Origin of the sequence: Paenibacillus sp. FSL R5-0486, assembly GCF_037975155.1 — a bacterium.
Taxonomy (GTDB): domain Bacteria; phylum Bacillota; class Bacilli; order Paenibacillales; family Paenibacillaceae; genus Paenibacillus; species Paenibacillus amylolyticus.
On the sequence record NZ_CP150237.1, the window covers coordinates 5173448 to 5190362 of the forward strand.

General features: G+C 46.9%; 15 protein-coding genes. All 15 read right to left on the minus strand.

From position 1 onward, the window contains the following. Nucleotide 1: 1 nt before the first annotated feature. Entirely contained in the window at nucleotides 2-532 is a 531-nt protein-coding gene (locus MKY01_RS22885) for a hypothetical protein (protein WP_221824336.1), read from the minus strand. Then, nucleotides 514-1620, minus strand: a complete 1107-nt coding sequence (locus MKY01_RS22890) for a pentapeptide repeat-containing protein (RefSeq protein WP_221824338.1) — start codon at nucleotides 1618-1620, stop codon at nucleotides 514-516. Before MKY01_RS22890 ends, MKY01_RS22885 begins: the two co-directional genes overlap by 19 nt. Before the next feature lie 20 nt (nucleotides 1621-1640). Beyond that, complete coding sequence (locus MKY01_RS22895; RefSeq protein ID WP_253502183.1) at nucleotides 1641-3056, minus strand: hypothetical protein; 1416 nt, start codon at nucleotides 3054-3056, stop codon at nucleotides 1641-1643. Between the two features lie 15 nt (nucleotides 3057-3071). Beyond that, nucleotides 3072-3710, minus strand: coding sequence for a hypothetical protein (locus MKY01_RS22900; protein WP_253502185.1), 639 nt, complete (start codon nucleotides 3708-3710; stop codon nucleotides 3072-3074). Between the two features lie 34 nt (nucleotides 3711-3744). Beyond that, nucleotides 3745-4518, minus strand: coding sequence for a DNA and RNA helicase (locus MKY01_RS22905; RefSeq protein WP_127545053.1), 774 nt, complete (start codon nucleotides 4516-4518; stop codon nucleotides 3745-3747). A 31-nt stretch (nucleotides 4519-4549) separates the two neighbouring features. After that, entirely contained in the window at nucleotides 4550-7201 is a 2652-nt protein-coding gene (locus MKY01_RS22910) for a molecular chaperone (protein WP_127545050.1), read from the minus strand. 32 nt (nucleotides 7202-7233) lie between these two features. After that, nucleotides 7234-7923 (minus strand): iron-dependent peroxidase, encoded by a 690-nt coding sequence (locus MKY01_RS22915; protein WP_127545047.1) that lies wholly within the window; start codon nucleotides 7921-7923, stop codon nucleotides 7234-7236. A 7-nt stretch (nucleotides 7924-7930) separates the two neighbouring features. Beyond that, nucleotides 7931-9223, minus strand: coding sequence for a normocyte-binding protein (locus MKY01_RS22920; RefSeq protein WP_339287242.1), 1293 nt, complete (start codon nucleotides 9221-9223; stop codon nucleotides 7931-7933). Next, on the minus strand, nucleotides 9223-11067 hold the full coding sequence (locus MKY01_RS22925; protein ID WP_164783143.1) for a SpoIIE family protein phosphatase: 1845 nt from the start codon (nucleotides 11065-11067) through the stop codon (nucleotides 9223-9225). The genes MKY01_RS22920 and MKY01_RS22925 overlap by 1 nt, the downstream gene beginning before the upstream one ends. 40 nt (nucleotides 11068-11107) lie before the next feature. After that, a complete protein-coding gene (locus MKY01_RS22930; RefSeq protein ID WP_228469530.1) occupies nucleotides 11108-11989 on the minus strand; it encodes a protein phosphatase 2C domain-containing protein in 882 nt (293 codons plus the stop codon). Continuing rightward, the gene (locus tag MKY01_RS22935) at nucleotides 11974-12507 is read right to left on the minus strand and encodes an FHA domain-containing protein (RefSeq protein ID WP_091013796.1); all 534 of its coding nucleotides are present in this window, start codon (nucleotides 12505-12507) and stop codon (nucleotides 11974-11976) included. The genes MKY01_RS22930 and MKY01_RS22935 overlap by 16 nt, the downstream gene beginning before the upstream one ends. Nucleotides 12508-12550: 43 nt before the next feature. After that, nucleotides 12551-13075, minus strand: a complete 525-nt coding sequence (locus tag MKY01_RS22940; protein WP_336762132.1) for an FHA domain-containing protein — start codon at nucleotides 13073-13075, stop codon at nucleotides 12551-12553. A 69-nt stretch (nucleotides 13076-13144) separates the two neighbouring features. Beyond that, on the minus strand, nucleotides 13145-13606 hold the full coding sequence (locus tag MKY01_RS22945; protein WP_100528544.1) for a J domain-containing protein: 462 nt from the start codon (nucleotides 13604-13606) through the stop codon (nucleotides 13145-13147). Nucleotides 13607-13731: 125 nt separating this feature from the next. Next, the gene (locus MKY01_RS22950; protein WP_056695746.1) at nucleotides 13732-14157 is read right to left on the minus strand and encodes a hypothetical protein; all 426 of its coding nucleotides are present in this window, start codon (nucleotides 14155-14157) and stop codon (nucleotides 13732-13734) included. A gap of 183 nt (nucleotides 14158-14340) precedes the next feature. Then, on the minus strand, nucleotides 14341-16509 hold the full coding sequence (locus tag MKY01_RS22955) for a transcriptional regulator (RefSeq protein ID WP_091013787.1): 2169 nt from the start codon (nucleotides 16507-16509) through the stop codon (nucleotides 14341-14343). Between the last annotated feature and the right edge of the window lie 406 nt (nucleotides 16510-16915).

Sequence of the window (16915 nt, forward strand, 5' to 3'; positions counted from 1 at the left end):
TCTATATTGTCTGTTCCTGCTCCAGACGGACCAGCTGAATCCCGGAAAAATCCCGACGCAGCAGACTCTCTGCCAAAGCTAGATTAACGATGATGACAGATTCACGAGGTTCCTTTAATTGAAACAAAGGAAGTTCAGCCTTACCTCGATCCAGAACAATCTGTTTCAGACTTCCATCCAGATGACGTTCCGTTTGGGGAGAGAGCACATCCATTACCGTTGGATAAATAGCCCAATAGGTCTCCTGGGACATACGTGCTTTGTCCGTCAACACTGCCGCCCTGCGAATTAAGCCGGGATGGTACAACGTAAATACTTCCAGCATTCGATCCGATACCAGAGGTACAGGGCGCTCCAAATAATCGGTGTAATCTACATTAGGTCTGCTTTTGATTGAAAGGTTAATTGCGGTGTGATTACCACTCCCCTCCTGAAAAGAAGCATTCCACTCTCGACGCTGTACCTCACCAACCGCTTCTGTCTCTACACGATTTGTCCATCTGGTATCCTGCATCAGCCTAAAGTATCGCATGGCGATTCCTCCTTCACCGACTCCTCAAATATCGCATCTTCCAGATCTGCCCCATCCCATAACACGTTGGTTAGGTTTGCTCTACGAAATATAGCTCCACGGAGTCGCGCTCCCCTGAAATCTGCTCCGGTTAAGTTGGCATTCTCGAAGTTGATACCTGAGTACCCAGGACCCTGTATTCGACCATCAGGATGCCCTTCTTCCCCAGAAATGCCCCTGAAGATAGCCCTCTCCAGTGAACATCCATTGAAGTCAGCACCGTATAGTAGACTGTCAGCAAAATTGGTATCTCTCATATCACAGTTATGCCAACGTGTGCCTACCAAGACACAACGTTCAAAATCTGTTGATTTTAATCTGATGTCATTAAACCTGCTATACCGGAAGTCTAGATCACTGCATATCATCTCTTCCATGTCCAGATCGTGATAGTCCGCATACATCCCACCCAAACCATCACCCTCTTCAAGCTCCCTGCCGATGTCTTCCAGGTTCCGTTCTCGTTGGTCAAGTCGATACACACATTCACTGGTATCCAAATACTCCCCTACACGAACCTCAAATTCGGGCTCCACCTGCATATCCGATATCAGTTGGGAATCAAGGAGCTGATGGAAACATTGACGAATAAAATAAATAACATAGCGGTGAACCAAAGTTACCTCTTGAAGTCGTATTCGATCCAGTTCAACCATCGAGATCATCCCCTGATAATCAGGAAGTGTCTTCTTCAAACGATCAAGCATCCGTTCCAAACAATCAAAGGCCCACTGGGCATCATATATTGCCTGTATAGGCTCTCTGTCGAGAAGCCATGACATATCACTGGCTTCGGCAAGATAATGCATCGCTCCCGTAGCGACTTCTGTCCGCAACAAAGAATATTGGATGTAAGCAACATTCCCTTTGGCACCAATCTGTTGACTGTGCCTTACTTTACTAGTTAATTCTTCGAAATAACTTAGGAACTCCGTAGTCAACATTGGGGATTGGCTATTTAATGTATATTGAAGGTCAGCCATCAGCCTGATTCGTTCAGGCTCCACTTGATTCGTATAAAAGTGCAGTAGTGATTCCTTCCGGCTCACTGACTTTCCTCCTTCCAACGTTAATTAGATTTCACTTCTGTCCCGCTCATTTGAGCCTGACCATCCAGCCTTATTTTCCCTCCTCCTCCTTCAAGAAGAAGTTCTGATCCAGCAGATAATGTAATTTTCTTTCCTGCTTTTAGCGAAATGCTCCCTCCTGCTGACATACTTACTTGCTGACTACCTGCAATATGAATACCTTCATTTCCACTAAGTCGAATATAGACCTCTCCTTCTTTGCCGCTAATGATTACAGCGTCTGGAGTAAGACGTATCTCTTTCCCATGAGGAGTGCGAAAAATTTTATGATCTGGATTGTTCAGCTTGTTGGTGGATGTCGACTTGTTATCCAGTCGTGGAGCACCTGTGGCGTAAGCATCTTCTTCATACATCGTTGGGAAATATACAGCTATCGGGTCACCAATTTCGGGCATGACATACCAGCCGGTCTCTCCCTCTGCAATATACGGAGATTGATACAACAGCCACAGTGCATCTTCCGTCCCTTGTTTATCATCACAATCAAGATGCACCTGAACCTGTCCACCATGTACACCGATAACACGCCCCATTAATGAGCTTCCAGCAATCAGCGGATTGTAGTACGTCTTTTGCCGCAATCCTTTGTGAAGACTCAGCACATATTTATGCTTTAGAATACCTCCGGCTAGTTCCGTATAGGCTTCCGTAAGATACAGACTTCTGCCACGGAATGAGATATGGTGTCCCAGTTCCATAACTTGATCTGTCTCCACTTCGTATACAATGAAGTCACTTTCATTCACATTTACAGTCTCGTTCTCTGTGAAGTACATGAACGGAGTCATGTTTTTGTGGACGGTATAACGCGTATTGTCCAGTTCGATCGAGTTACCATGCTCATATACGCCGAAATAAAATTTGGGACTGTCGAATTGAGCCGCAGGCATCAGACTCGTATGAAATCGGGAAGCCAGTCTTCTGAGAAATGCCCAGTCTGTTTCCTGGTATTGCACGGCAACCTTGCCAATCTTGGCTCCCCCGGTCCCCTCATCGATCACGTCCAGTCCCGGATAATCCTGATCCAGCTCCTTTAACAATTCAGGGAGCGTCATCTGGATGTTTTGAAACGTACGGGTTCGCTTCTTGACATCCATCAGGTATGTATGTGAGATTGCTTCAACCTGGAGCGTATATACGCCCCTCACAACCTGTACTTCTACAGATAAAGGAATGCCTTTGAATAGCGGACTTTTGTTCCCTTCCTCGTCCTTTTGCCACACTTCAATCGGGGTATTCTTATCCGTAACATCCACATAACGATCTTTCCATTCCTCGGATACCATGCCTTTGAAAACAAGACGGGTGTGCTCATTCATCTTTTTGCGGATTGTCAATTCTTGCAGATGTACTAGCTCATAAGGTTCAATAATCAGATTTTCATACGTCAGGCTCATGGACTCAGCTCCTCTCTAATTCATTTCGACAATGAGTGTATCCAGAAGTGTACCACCGGGTTCCATCCAATTTCTCTTCTCATCGTCCGTACAGTTAAAACCATAAACAAGGACTTTCTGATCTAAAATGGTGAACACCATATGGTTATAAATTTGATCATTCAATCCCTGAACAACGAACTGGCAGTAACCCGTGGAAAGACCGGCATCCGTCACTCGAACGCCGTGTTTTTTCCATTCTCGTACAGGTTGAGTTGCACGAATCACATCAGCCATCGATTCCGTAAAGGAATTCAGCTCTTCCGGAGCAAGACGATGATCCAATGTCTTGAACGTAAAGTTGATCGTTCCCGAATCATTGGTATAGATCCATTCAGGACGATGGGACGACGGATATTTTAACTGAGCTTCTCTTTCTGTCACCAAACGAAATGTGCGGGGAAGAGACACCGTAACCTTGCCCTCGTATAGCTCCGTTCTTCTCAGATGTATCGTTTCCTGTTCAAGGCGTATCATGGTTATTGGCTCGAATGGTTTTACTTCTCTTGATTCAGGAGAGGCTTCAACATCTCTAGTCTCTGTTCCCTGATGAGGTTCACCGTTCAATGTTTTGCCATATAACATCGGGATGATTTTGCGATCCATATGTTCCATAAACGAATTCCATCCTCCCATTCACTTGAAAATTTCAATCCACAATCATACGATGTGGTCCACCCACCGGCATACCCGAACGTCCCGTTCCCCGACCTGCATTCGCCAGTATGCGATCCAGATATCGATGAATCTGCGCATTATCATATTCTCTGTACTCCAGCCCTAATCGACTAGCAATGTGATGCAAAATGACGCTACGCGCAACCGTTCCTTCATTGAGACACATCATGGCGAAGACCAGATCCTGGGGATCAGAGGTCCCCGTTCGAAGCAACCTCTCGGCATAATCCTTCATGACAACAGGAGATAAGGTGCTTGCCCCCTCGGCTGCATAAGGGACATGAATGACATGCAGGGTGTTGAACTCCGTTGCCAAGTCGGCAAAGGTCTGGTAGTCACGCCGCAGCCGGGCCCCTTCCTTCAGCTTGAATCGAGCCAGCTCCAACTCACTCGATGTGCACGTTGCCTCTTCATCCAAGAGCAGTTCCGAGTGGCTTATCGTCATGTCACTCATGGTCTCCTCCGCGGTAAACCGAAGCTTCAGCACATTGACCCGTCCCGTAGCTTGGTATGCCAGTTCCATAGGCTCTGTCAGCATATAAATCCTTCCTTTATGCAACACCATCCCAGAGGCGACGAACAATCTGTCCGGGAAAACTTCTACCTCTGCACCTGCAAGAATGCCATCTGCATAACCGCGATAGTACAGTTCGATGAAGTCTCTGGGGAAATCACGTAGTCCCTCCAACATGGATGTTTTCAGAATTCTTCCCTTGTTAAAATGCGGATACGAATATGTGAACATGAGCGGTGTTCCCCCTTTCTGCCCGTGGTCCTCACTTCATTCCGTCAAAGAAGTCCAGTTCCGACAAGTCTGTTTCAAACGGAAGCAGCTTCTGCGATCCCAGATACAGCCGTTCATTTCTGCGAGCTACAGGCAACACATGGAAGCCCCAATGACGATCATCCGGAAACACAAAAAACTTCGTCTCTCCATTCACGATGGAATCCGTATCATCCTGCGGAATTTTATCTCCATATCGATCTCGAATGTCTTCGTAGAGCACCTCTTTATAGAATTCCGGGCGGTTCGCATATACGAATTTTTGTCTCAGCTGGCCATCGCTTCCGCTAAGATACAACTCCACTTCTGCCGTCTCGAATGGACGGGAAATGCTACCTGGAATGCCATCACTCCGATCCAGACTGCTGATCAGCATTTTTTCACGTCCATTATGCGTGTAGGCACTTACGGTATACGGAATTACAGCGGCATCATGCGTGATGTCAGCTTGAACGCTTCCTGTTTTGCGGGCACTCAGATAACGAATTGCCCCTCGAAGGCAGGCAAGTTTAAGATCAGGCACACGCCCTTCCGCAGGTTTTTGCCGAAACTCAATGCTTCTGCCTGGAACGAACTCCTTCAGTGCTTCCCGAAATACATCAATGCGGCAGGACTGACCTGTCAACTTGATAATCGAGTACTGGTTCATCCGCCCTTGATGATAGAAATCATCCAAAAACTTGCGAACCACCTCATAGATATCGGCCTTAATCAGCTGGGTAATTTCCTTGATATTGAACACCACATCGGGGAACTCATATTCATCCTTCAACTCCCCATTCCGTTCTACCGAGAGGAACCAACGCTCCATGGTCGTTATTTGCAGATCACTGTCCCCGTCGTCCTCCATCTCCGAGTGGAATCGGTTACGCAATATGCCGGTTTTGCGGAAAAATTGCTGCTTCATCTCTTCTGCGATTTCCCACAGAAAGTAGAAGTTGCCTCTTACCCGCAAATACTCGTCCCGAGAACGATTCTCTCGGCGCGCAAACGCGGTAGGGATGATGTGTTCTGCCTCATCATATCGCTGCTCCAGCTTCTGATAAACGGACTTCACACCCTCTTCGTCCACCTGACGGAACACATCCGCACCAGGTGCCTCAATCAGGCTATCAATATCCGTCACCTGACGGCGTCCGCTATAGTAGTCGGCGAATACAATTTTCATGAATTGCATAATACGATAGGTAATGTTGTGACCTCCGAAGTTCGTATCCCCATTTTCGTAGGTAGTATGAATATCGAGCTTGTACGCCATATGTCCATCCTCGATCGTAAAGGCACAGGAAGATAAATCCGTCGTTCCACCGCCACAATCAATCACGAGCGCATGATACGTCTGCCCTTCCATGAAAGCACCACGTTCCATCCCGTCAGCAAGGGTGTTATAGAGTACAGCCATTCCCTCATCCAGCGCATACGTCTGCTCAATCCGATAATCCGGAAGCATCTCGCCGAACATCTGCAAAAACTGTGTTTTCATCTTCACGGGACTGGTAAAATGCACATGGCGAAACTTGCACTTGAACTGATGCTCTGCCGTTCGGATGATGTAATTCATGTACGCACGCAGCAGATCCATACGAGAAACGATGGCCGCATTGCCATGAACATCGACGATTTCTTCCATTTTGTTGTAATTGTTCACCCATCGCTTCATGCTGCGGAAGACACTCGCCCGGCTACTGTATCCTCCCCGACGCATACTTCGCAGCGCTTCATAGCCGAACTCGTAACGAATGTTCGCTGGATCCGAACACTCCGCCACCCCAATGGCCGTAGGCAAGACCTCGATCCAATCCGTATCTTTGTATGTAGGATCGGGAAAAGAAACGTAGTTGATGGCATCCATACGGACTCGCCCATTCAGCAAATCCTGGCTGCTCGGCGCCTGAATATAACCGTTATGCAAATAGGCGCCTGCCGTCGTATTGGAGGTGCCAAAATCAATTGCAAGCACTGCTTCTGTCGGTTCAAGCTCCCGGATGTCCAGATCTGCCAGTGGGATTTGAGTATATTGAATATGAACCGGTGGAAGCGGTCTGCTGGAATAATAGGTCTGATATAGGTACTCCGAGTCGCGTTTACGGAAAAAGAGAAGACTATACTGTCTGTTTCCAGATCTCTTCCAGGTCGCCCCACTTCCTGCGGTCAAATAAAAGGTTCCCGATACGGAGTCGTCCTTAACCAGGTTGAAGATGCCGCACAGCTCCATGCTTTCATTGACTAAAAGTACGTTGGATTCGGTTAGTCCCCCCGGTGCCGTAACCACATATCGATCCAGCTTGTCCACGTTCAATCCTTCGTACAGAATCAGTCGCGCAGGTACACTAATGCCTCCATCACTGCTCATAGGCGCCGTCATATGACGAGAAATAGCCTTTTGTATCCGCTCGAATCCACCTTCAACAGACTGATTGATCCACAATATATCGTCCGCTCCCAGAAATTTTAAAATAATCCGAATCAGTTCTTCCCGCTCCGTCCGAGGGCCCAATCCCTCGATTAACCGTTCCTTGTAGCAAATGTTCCGTAATTGGAACGTGGTCATGTCCATCAATTCTTCACGCGTATAACGCATGGTTCCTCTGGAACGTTCCCTGCTCGTGGCATCAGGATACAATCGGTATGAATAGCCGTTCATCTATACTTCCTCCTTACAACTGCTGGTGCTGCTTAATATAGGGCAATCCCGTCCTGTATCATCGTATAATCCACATCCAGAATGCCAAAATGATGCCTCCAGTATATTTCCGTGTCGAAACGAACCGGCAGAAAGAGTTCAAGAATCAGTTCCAGCTTCTCCTTCGCTTCCGTACGCTCTACCTGACCAATATACAAAAGCAATTCATCCTTTTCTTCACAATTGGCATATAGGGTTGAACGCGGGAACATTCGAACAAGGGTATCCCTCAGCAGATGAACCGCCTCTCCCGTATCATACAAACGGAGCATATTGCAGGCGATCACTTCCTGCTCCTCCTGTCCGAACAGCTCCAGTCGCCGCCGAACCCGATCCCCGTATACACCCGAATGCATATCCTTCAGAATGAAGCGAATATAATACTCCCTCTTGTTCATCCCCTGCATCAAATCCATATCCGCCAGAAAATGAATAACCAGATCAAAGAGCGCTTCCCGCAACTCCACCTGCTCTTCATTATTGATATCGAAGAGGTCCCGGAAAATATCAAAAAAGCGATAATACGGATTGACTTCAACCGTGCCTTCCACGCCTGAAGCATTCAGGTTTGTCTGGCTAAGTTCCATGTAAGGCGAATATACACGTGCTGGCACAAAGGTTACGTCGCGCAGATCGGTTCCATTACGCTTGGCCCGAATAATCAGATCCCAGATGTAATTCATGCTGTACTCACACCCATTCCCCTTCGCAGCAGTATTCCGGGAAAGCCAGCTGGATTTCGGATACCAGAAAGCTCAGCAGATCATCCAGAAAAATGGCCTGTCCCGGCTGCTTTCCGTGTCTGCTGAACCTTAAAATCATTCGATGTTTATCTGTTTCAACACGGACATGATCGCTAACAAATGCATTAAGTGGATACGTAATGCCCAAAGCGGGTCCTGGCGCCACCACTTGCACATCTTCCAGTTCCAACCCCTCTGCTGCCTGAAAAGCGTGAACCATGCGGGAAATCTCTCCTTTGGATCGTACAGAACGTCCTTCCTGGCGAGCATATTTACCGGCAAACCCTTCCCGCTTGTTATTGGAAAACAGCGGATAGTCCATCCTGCCAATGCGGGTTGCGACGGGACCCGCTATTTTCAGCACCGTCCATGAATCGGATTTTTCCAGTGGTGATACGATGGTGATATCTTCTTCCGATCTTTTGATATACCGAATATGCGATTCGTCTCCATCCACCAGATATCCGTGTTCCGTTCCGGTTTTGCGGAGTGGCAACACATGTTCATAATTGATTCGGTCCGAAGCCGGAACAGGGAATCCACCCGTTTTCATATCCAGCTTCTGAATGTTCCACAGCGGAATCATATTGGTTCTTTTATAAGACTCAAACTCTTCGAGATGGATGGAAAGTTCCTTGACAGCATGTTGTTTGTCCCATGCTTCTCCATCGTCCGAACTGACCAGAACACAATCAATGAATTTGAACACATAGGGTGCATTGATCGATTTCCATAGCAGACTGTTCTTACGAAAGACCCGGTACAATTCTTCAACTTTGGAGATATACGCTGCACTTGATTTCAACCGAACCGTTATGGCATGCCTGCCTCCACTGGTTACTATCTCCCCGCGAAATGTCCGATTACTGTTCAGTAGAGATTGGAGTTCCTGTTGCCCACATTCCATGTAGAACGTGAATAATTTCATCTCTTCCTGACGCGCCAATGCCTCTGAAGCCTCACTCAAATAGACGGACTGTGATTCAGCATCCTCAGGAATGATCGGGTACAGAAATTCATGAATGGGATCCAGATCTTCCCGCGCACATAATGTGACATATACATCATGACGTTCCTCCTGCGGCAACACCTCATCAAAAACCCGTTGCTCAATCTGTTTGTTCAGCGTCTCCTGATACTCCACAAGATTAAGAAAAACGCCTGTCATGAGATCTTTGAGCATGCGGCGTTGTTCGAGATCCTCCATCTTGTTAAGACGGTCACGAATCATGTCTTTCATCATGAATCTCCTCCTTCCGATGATTCCTGTTCGTTCACGTCAGCCTCCGTGGTATCGGTGCTTCCGTCAGCCTTGGAGGCAGAATTGCTGCCAGCATTACTTGTCGTTTTTCCAGGAGAAGTACCTGAGCCGGAAGCATCCGCATTGCCATTTCCAGCCGAGGTGCCATTAGCAGTGGAAGAACCGTTCCCTACTGTATTGCCTGTATTCACACTTCCTGTACTCCCGGTCATATCCGAGGTTATGCCCGAGGTATTTGGTGAGTCTGATCCTGCCGTATCCTGCGTAAGATCAGCCGCCGGTACCGGTGGGTTTAATTTCTCATCCAGTTTGTTTATTTTCCGCTCCATGGCCAGCACGCGTTCCAGCATATCGATCTCTTGATAAATTCCCTGTGCCGAAGCATAGGCATCCATGGCTCCGCTGTAGTCTCCGGCTTCATTGAAGCGGTCACCCTTCTGTTCCAGCGTATCTGCCTGAAGCTGCCGGGATTGTCGCTTGATATCTGCACGTTTGGTCTCGGCCGTCTCCAGTTGCGTAGCAATCTCCTTCAACGCATCTTTGTAAGCTGTCTCCGTAGCGGCCGTTCTGGCCCGTTTATACAAAATGATTGCTCCACTGTAATCTCCGTTCTGGAGTTTCAGATCGCCCTCGGTGATCCAGTCTTGCACTTGCTGGAAAGTGGTCATCTGCTCCAGTCGCTCCTGAATAACTTCCCGGTTGAACATGGTATAGGATTCAGATAATTCCAATGCTTTGGTGTAACTCGCGGTTGCTTTGGTAATGTCGCCTTCTTTCAGGTGAGCTTCCCCATCAACCAGCGTCTGAGCAGCAGCCATCTTCGCGGTCAATAGCTTTTTATGTATCGGGTCCTTGATTTTGATGGAATTATTGCGTGCAAGGCTGTAGTCCGAGACCGCCTTGGTATACTCTTGTTCCTTGACGTACTGGTCTGCGGTCTGTTCATATTGCAGCATATCTACGACCAATTCAGCTTTTTTGGCTGCACTTTTTACAGCGTAGAATATGCCGGCTCCACCAAAAATCAGGAGCATGACCAGCATGATGGCAATCCGCTTAATCCATTTCTTACGGTTCTTGGGCTCTTCATGAAAAATCTTGTTCACATATATGGTTGCCGCACTATAATTCTCGATACGGGCACGTTGCTTGCTAAGCATTACTTCTTCAAGCGTATCCGCCAGTGTCTGCGGGTCATTGGCGCCTTCAACCGCATCGATCATCTCGGCATCCTGAACCCCTTCCCATAATCCAGGGGTGCAGAGCACAAGCACATCGCCATCGGCCAGCTTGATCTTATCCGATACATACGGTCTGATCATGCCAGGTTTGCCCGCGTATTCGTTCAGATTGCCGCGTTCATCATGCTGATCCACACGATCTTCTGCAATCTGGCCTTCGGCTGCCAACTGAGCAGCAACGCTATGATCTTTGCTTTTTAGTGCAAGCCGATTTCCACGAAAATGATACAACCGGCTGTGTCCGGCAGATGCCCACACCATACGTGTATAATCTGTCACAACAATGACGAATCCCGCTTTGAGCCTGACTCGGCGGCTTTCATACTGCAACCATTCATGGGCAATCTTGATATACTCCGTTAGTCTGCGTTTGGACATGGTTGGCTTTTCCAAAAAGGATTCCAGAATGGTCTGCACTGTGATCTGTGCGCTATTCACTTCCGTATCTGTATCCAGGCCATCTGCAATGACATAACAGGCCCAATCTTCCAGCTCAACGCAGCCGTAGAAATCCCGATTTTTCAGGAAAGATCCCGCTTCCGAGACAAAAGCCGTCTTGAATTCACTGTTCTCCTTCCTCATCCGTCTCCCCATTTCCCTTCCCTGTGCGTTGCCTGATCCGTTACCATCCTTGCTCCAAAATGATAATCGTGGCATTATCCTGATGCACGAGCTGTTTTTCTTCAATCAAATCAATGATGGTCTGAGCTGCATCAAATGGCGACATGTCTTTCGCAAGTATAGTTTCCAGTTCCATCTCAGTAAGAGAGTTGTATACCCCGTCACTGCATAACACAATCTTGTCCGCCGGCTGCAGTGCAAACGGCTCGTCCGCGATTTCCATTTGTTTAAAATGGTCGTACCCCAAATAGTTGACCAGCCTTTTGCGCTGCGGATTATCCAACGCCTCCTGCTCCGATATTTCTCCAGACATATACTGTTCTTCCAGTTGGGTTTCCAGTGTATGTTTATGATTGATAGCAAGCAGCTCTCCTTTACGAAATACGGCCAAAATACTGTCTCCTACCGCGCCCCAATATAACTCTCTGCCCTTGATCATGGCCGATACCAACGTTGTTCCACCCGGAACGCCAAGCAAGTTACGAAGAATCGCCTGGTTTGCTGCATGGGAAGAAGCATCCCAAAACTCTTCCGGATCAGGAAACCGCTCCAACTCTTCAAACTCACGGATAAATGTTTCTACCGCAGTGGTACTGGCTACTTTCCCACCAGATAATCCGCTAATTCCATCGGCAAGTACCGCAAGCACACCATAAGGCTCCACGGCACAGGCAAAATAATCATCCTGTTCACTGCGAGCACCAATGGTCTGTCCATTCCCGATCTGAACGCCAACCGGCCTATCGTCACGTTGCCTTACCGGAATCCGGCTTCGGACGAATAACAACAACCAGATCGACAAACAGCCTGCTGCCAGAACCCAATAAGGCGTTAGCTCCTTGTCGTTCCACAAGATCATGAAGGTATTCACTGTTGCTCCCATTCAAAATGCACACCACATAATGGGATGAAAATAAATTTACTGCGTCCCAATTGAATGACGTCGTAGGCAGCCAGTTCCACCGGAGAATAGACCGCTTCGTTGTTATGGTAGGCAAGGCCGGAAGCATCGCCGGGCAGCAAATAGAAATTCCGTTTTTTGGGATCATATACAATCACCGCATGATTGCGCCTTGAAATCGTGTTATCCCCAAGGATTCGAACATGCATCTCTTCCGAACGTCCAATAAAGTTCTTTTCAGCCATAATCCGATAATCCTGGCCCATCTGTGGACCTTCGATACACACCATCCATCCCGTTACCGGTTCAATTCCTGTCGTTTCTCCCAGGTATGGCATCGTTCTGTCATCCTCTGCCGTGCGAGGCGCGCGTGGGATTGCTCCCCCTGCTTCACTATTGCCGGAAGGCGGTGACTCGACGGCCAGATTACAATATGGACAGGTGTTTCCGTGCCGTCTCGTGCTGAACATATGTCCGTTTCCACATCTTGTCAGACTCATTTCTTTTCATTCCCCCGTAAGCTTGTATGATGGTATGCCAACGTTATTTCACCAAAATTCGGGTATTGGCAATATAAATTAAGTCTCCTGCCTCAATCAGGCTGGGTTCTTCGATTTCCAATTTGGATGATCTGCTTTGATTTCCCTTACGTACGCCCACGCCGCTGGCGGAGTCAATATCCTCGATAAACCATTGGCCCGAGGCTTTGTTCAGCACAGCATGTTGCGGACTGATGAGGGAAGCATATGGAGTATCGGACAAATCAATGTCCGCCTCACTGTTCTTCGAACTTTTTCCGATCAATACACTTGTCTCACCCTGAATGTACCATTCCTTCACACTTGTACCGTCATCGTCCAACAGTACGAGTTTCACAACACGTGAAGACAACTTCTTCTTTTCCCTCTTGCTGGCAGGTAAGTATTTAAAAAACAAGTATGCTCCCCCGGAGAGGACCACAATAATTCCAGTTATCCACTGGGCACTCATGTCCCGGTTAATGATGAATATGTAATACAGCACGGCTAACGAAATCATGGCGACGCATGCGTCAACACCTATCGTCATTACCGACCTTCCTCGTTTCACTTCCATAACCTCCGCCTGAACCGGCACGATCCATTACAGGCCACCGGCTTACTTTTTTCGAACTCCGAAATATCGGTCAAACATGGCGGACATATCCATTCCTTTGTTGGGATCGGCTTTGCCACTGTTTGAGCTGTCCTTGCCTTTGGGGCGATAGCCAAAAAATTGTTCAAATTGTTCCTGCATTCGTGATGGATCAGACCATACCTTCTCGGTATTCATAGGTCCATTTTGGGCTTGTCCACTCTTTTCTCGTGCAGTACTGGATGTTGCTCCATTTGCCCCTCCTGGGTTCCCTGTAGATCGAGGTTGTTGATTGTATGCAGCCCTTAACTCGGGATTTCCGAGTGTACTGTAGGCCTCATGGACTTGCTTGAAACGCATTTCTGCCTGCGCATCTCCCCCATTAACATCCGGGTGAAATTTCTTTGCCAATTGACGATAAGCCTTCTTGATCTGCTCCGGAGAAGCTTCACGTTCCACACCAAGCACGGCATAATAATCATTCATGGTATTCGTACCTGCCTCCCTGCCGTATTCGGGCGTAAATAAAGATTAAGGGGCACCAAGGCCCCTTAACTTGACAGAATTATTCTGGGCCAGCCATAACTGACCCGGAACATCAGCTTCTCCCTTTATACAGGGAAGCCGCCTTCAATTTTAGTGAATTCCGTTTTGTCTTTTTTCTGTTTGATGAACAGGCTGAATTCACCTACGCCTTCGGTATCTCCGAAACGTTCTGTGTAATCCACAACGAACGCGTTAGGCATGTAAATTTTGCGTACCACTTGATCCGCCGCAACCACTTCAAGGGTCACTTTACGGTAGCAATCTGCTTTTTCAGCTGGAACGAGTGACCACAGAGCAAGTTTCATCGTGTCATCCGCATTGTCACCGTCTGTTGCTGTAATAATTTTGCCACTGATGCGAAGTGTTGCACCTACATCTGTGGATCTAGCGTTGGAATCATCCGGTGTATCTGTGTCATACACTACTGTGCGGATATTATCCATTCCCAATTCGATTGTTTCTGCGCCTTCTACTTTCAATACAAAACCCATTAATAAAAACCTCCTTAAGATTAGAAAACAATGTGCCCGGCATGCTCTCCATTTGAGGAGAGGTACCGAAATATATGTATAAGGTCAGCCAATAAAGGCCGCCTCTAACACCAAAATCAATGTCTATAATTCGTTGTTTGAAGAATTATAGACATTTCTAAAACTTGTACCCACTCCAGTTTCTTACACCTTCATCGCGCTGGTGCCTTTAGTAATCATGACCTCCAGGTTCTTCACGTTGCCGTTGAATACCAGGTCAATGTGGCACATATTGCTCTTCTCATCGATGATAAAGCTCATGTCGTCACCTTCTTGAATGATCGAATTGATCGACCCTCGGGTTCCCAGCCACCGGCTCTTCTGACTGCTCGGATTGTTGCTGAAGAATTTGACGATATTTTCATGCTTGAAATCACCCGTCTGGAAACGGAGCAAGCGCTCAATGTAAGTACTTACGAGTGTCTTATACAAGGAATCAAAACCATCTTCGGACATCGCCATGCTTCTCGCTTTGTATACCGTGATCCGCTTGATGTCGCTATCCTGGATTTGGGCATTCTCCGATGAGAAAATAAATCCAAAGTTTTTGCGGTTAATCGAATCCTTGATGGTGTTCGTGAATCCGGAAATTTCTTTGGTCATCGTAGTCACTACACGCAGACTGTTATCGCCTGCCTCAATATCAAAACGCACACCTGGATAATCCCGGTTCACGGTTTTGAATGCGCCTCGTAGATACTCGGGGCACTGATATGCAGCCACAATTCCGGCAGATACATAAGACGCACCGACATACACACCTTCAATCCACAGCTTCAGAATGTCTTCTTTCTCCTTGGAAAGCTCCACACCATTCTCCGTCTGGAGCATACGACTGTCGATAACGACACCCGATTTCTCTTTCGGAATGATGGTGAAATTCGGAGCACTTGGAATGGCGAATTCGCTGTAGTCTTTGCGAGTTAATACCGCGCATTTATCAATATATTTATCGATGCCCGCAGTAGCCATGCTGCTGAATGTAGTCTCTTCTCCAGATTCAAAGCTAAAGAATACTTGTACTTTGTAGTCTTTAACGACTTGCAGAAGCATGGACAGGGATTCCATACTGTTTCCGTCTTGTTTAACCACTTTCTCGTTACCACGGAAACGGGCTCGACTGACTTGAACTTGTCCCGTATTCTCCAGTTCAACGGAAGGAACAATTCCGAACCAAATAGTGTCGGTAAAATCATTCTTCGCATTGACTGTGTTGAGATAGGTCTCCAGCCGCGGAATATTACTGCTCTTAACAAGCATATCCAGCTTGGCATTGGCAATCAGCATGGAAGGAAGCATGCCTTTGTTTTTGGTCGCATATTGATCAAAGAACATTTTGACACCCAAAATTTTCTCTACCAGCGGTTTTACGGTTTTTACAAAGTCATCCTTGGCGTTCTTGTAAAATTCCAGGTATGTATTGTAATTCTGTACTTCAACTGCCGTATCAACATCCGTCTGAACTGCAGGCAGTGGGCAGAATGTACGAACGACCAGATCCTGTACATACGGTGAAGGTGCCTCGGAGAGTGAATCATAATCTTCGGCAAACACCTGAGTCAAATCTGTGCTTGTCGACTCATCCAGGAGCATCAACTCGTTGTTATCACTCTTTGGAGCTTCGATAATTTTCAATTCTCCGCTCTCACCAATTGTGAGTTGTCCTACCTGAATCGCTTCGGAAGAAGTTTCTTCTTGAGCACGGCCCAGCAACAAGCGGGTTTTGATATCTTCGATGGCCAGTGGCAGCATTGCCATAACATTGTTATAGTTCCGGCTAGCATCTTCAAACATGACATTAAGTTTATCCCCGATATCCAACTTCTTCGGGTCCCCGTCATCCAGCTTCTCATGCTGGCCGTACATGTAATGAATTTCTTTTCGTACCTGCCGAATGTCATCCATAACCTTTTTCGGTGAAATCATATCCAGCAAATTTTCAAACTTGAAATCTACATTCGTAATCCCCTGACTACGTTTGGTATCGATCAGGGTAAAGAGCATTCTCAGGAAGTCATTGCTATGATCAATTTTGATCTCAGAGATTGCTTCATCCGGAATCCCTTCGGGCTTTTTGAGCGTATACATGACTTTCTGGTTTACCGCATTGAAAAAGGAATACACACTGGGAGAAAACTTGTCCAAAAACTCATCGAAGCTTCGTACAAGCAGGTGTTCATTGATCTCCTTGATCTTGTCATCATTCAGACTGTCGATCCCTTTTACGTCACCGACAATCGTAATCAAATCCATTTTCTCAGGATTGATCTCTTCGAAAAGCATCGTTCGGTTCGTTTGATTAATAATATCCATTCAGGCAACATCCCCCTAATGATGGTTCATTCGGGCGAATGCTTCCCCCCCTCCATCAATTTTTGACACTCCGCACGCTCTATCAGTCTTTGGTCATGATCTAAGAGAATCATCTTCTCAGGCGATCACAAGTCCAATAGAACGAGCTGTCAACATATGACTGGAACTTATGTACCAGATTATGCCGTTTGCTTTGGAGATTTATGGAATTCATCTTAATCATCAGTGATATGTTTTGTCAATATTACCCTATATAGGTCTAAAAGCTCATTTTTGTGACTTCGATATACCTATAGAACTAATTTCCGATTTCCGCTTCACTTCCCATCGAATCATGCCGATGATAAAGAATATCCTATAATCTGGATGATGTTCAATGATTTAAAACTAGTGGAGTTTTCCCCCT

Excerpts from the sequence above, each read along its gene's own strand:
- MKY01_RS22885 (WP_221824336.1), bottom strand. The coding sequence starts at position 532 with ATGCGATACTTTAGGCTGATGCAGGATACCAGATGGACAAATCGTGTA.
- MKY01_RS22895 (WP_253502183.1), bottom strand. The coding sequence starts at position 3,056 with ATGAGCCTGACGTATGAAAATCTGATTATTGAACCTTATGAGCTAGTA.
- MKY01_RS22900 (WP_253502185.1), bottom strand. The coding sequence starts at position 3,710 with ATGGAACATATGGATCGCAAAATCATCCCGATGTTATATGGCAAAACA.
- MKY01_RS22905 (WP_127545053.1), bottom strand. The coding sequence starts at position 4,518 with ATGTTCACATATTCGTATCCGCATTTTAACAAGGGAAGAATTCTGAAA.
- MKY01_RS22910 (WP_127545050.1), bottom strand. The coding sequence starts at position 7,201 with ATGAACGGCTATTCATACCGATTGTATCCTGATGCCACGAGCAGGGAA.
- MKY01_RS22915 (WP_127545047.1), bottom strand. The coding sequence starts at position 7,923 with ATGAATTACATCTGGGATCTGATTATTCGGGCCAAGCGTAATGGAACC.
- MKY01_RS22920 (WP_339287242.1), bottom strand. The coding sequence starts at position 9,223 with ATGAAAGACATGATTCGTGACCGTCTTAACAAGATGGAGGATCTCGAA.
- MKY01_RS22925 (WP_164783143.1), bottom strand. The coding sequence starts at position 11,067 with ATGAGGAAGGAGAACAGTGAATTCAAGACGGCTTTTGTCTCGGAAGCG.
- MKY01_RS22930 (WP_228469530.1), bottom strand. The coding sequence starts at position 11,989 with ATGGGAGCAACAGTGAATACCTTCATGATCTTGTGGAACGACAAGGAG.
- MKY01_RS22935 (WP_091013796.1), bottom strand. The coding sequence starts at position 12,507 with ATGAGTCTGACAAGATGTGGAAACGGACATATGTTCAGCACGAGACGG.
- MKY01_RS22940 (WP_336762132.1), bottom strand. The coding sequence starts at position 13,075 with ATGACGATAGGTGTTGACGCATGCGTCGCCATGATTTCGTTAGCCGTG.
- MKY01_RS22945 (WP_100528544.1), bottom strand. The coding sequence starts at position 13,606 with ATGAATGATTATTATGCCGTGCTTGGTGTGGAACGTGAAGCTTCTCCG.
- MKY01_RS22950 (WP_056695746.1), bottom strand. The coding sequence starts at position 14,157 with ATGGGTTTTGTATTGAAAGTAGAAGGCGCAGAAACAATCGAATTGGGA.
- MKY01_RS22955 (WP_091013787.1), bottom strand. The coding sequence starts at position 16,509 with ATGGATATTATTAATCAAACGAACCGAACGATGCTTTTCGAAGAGATC.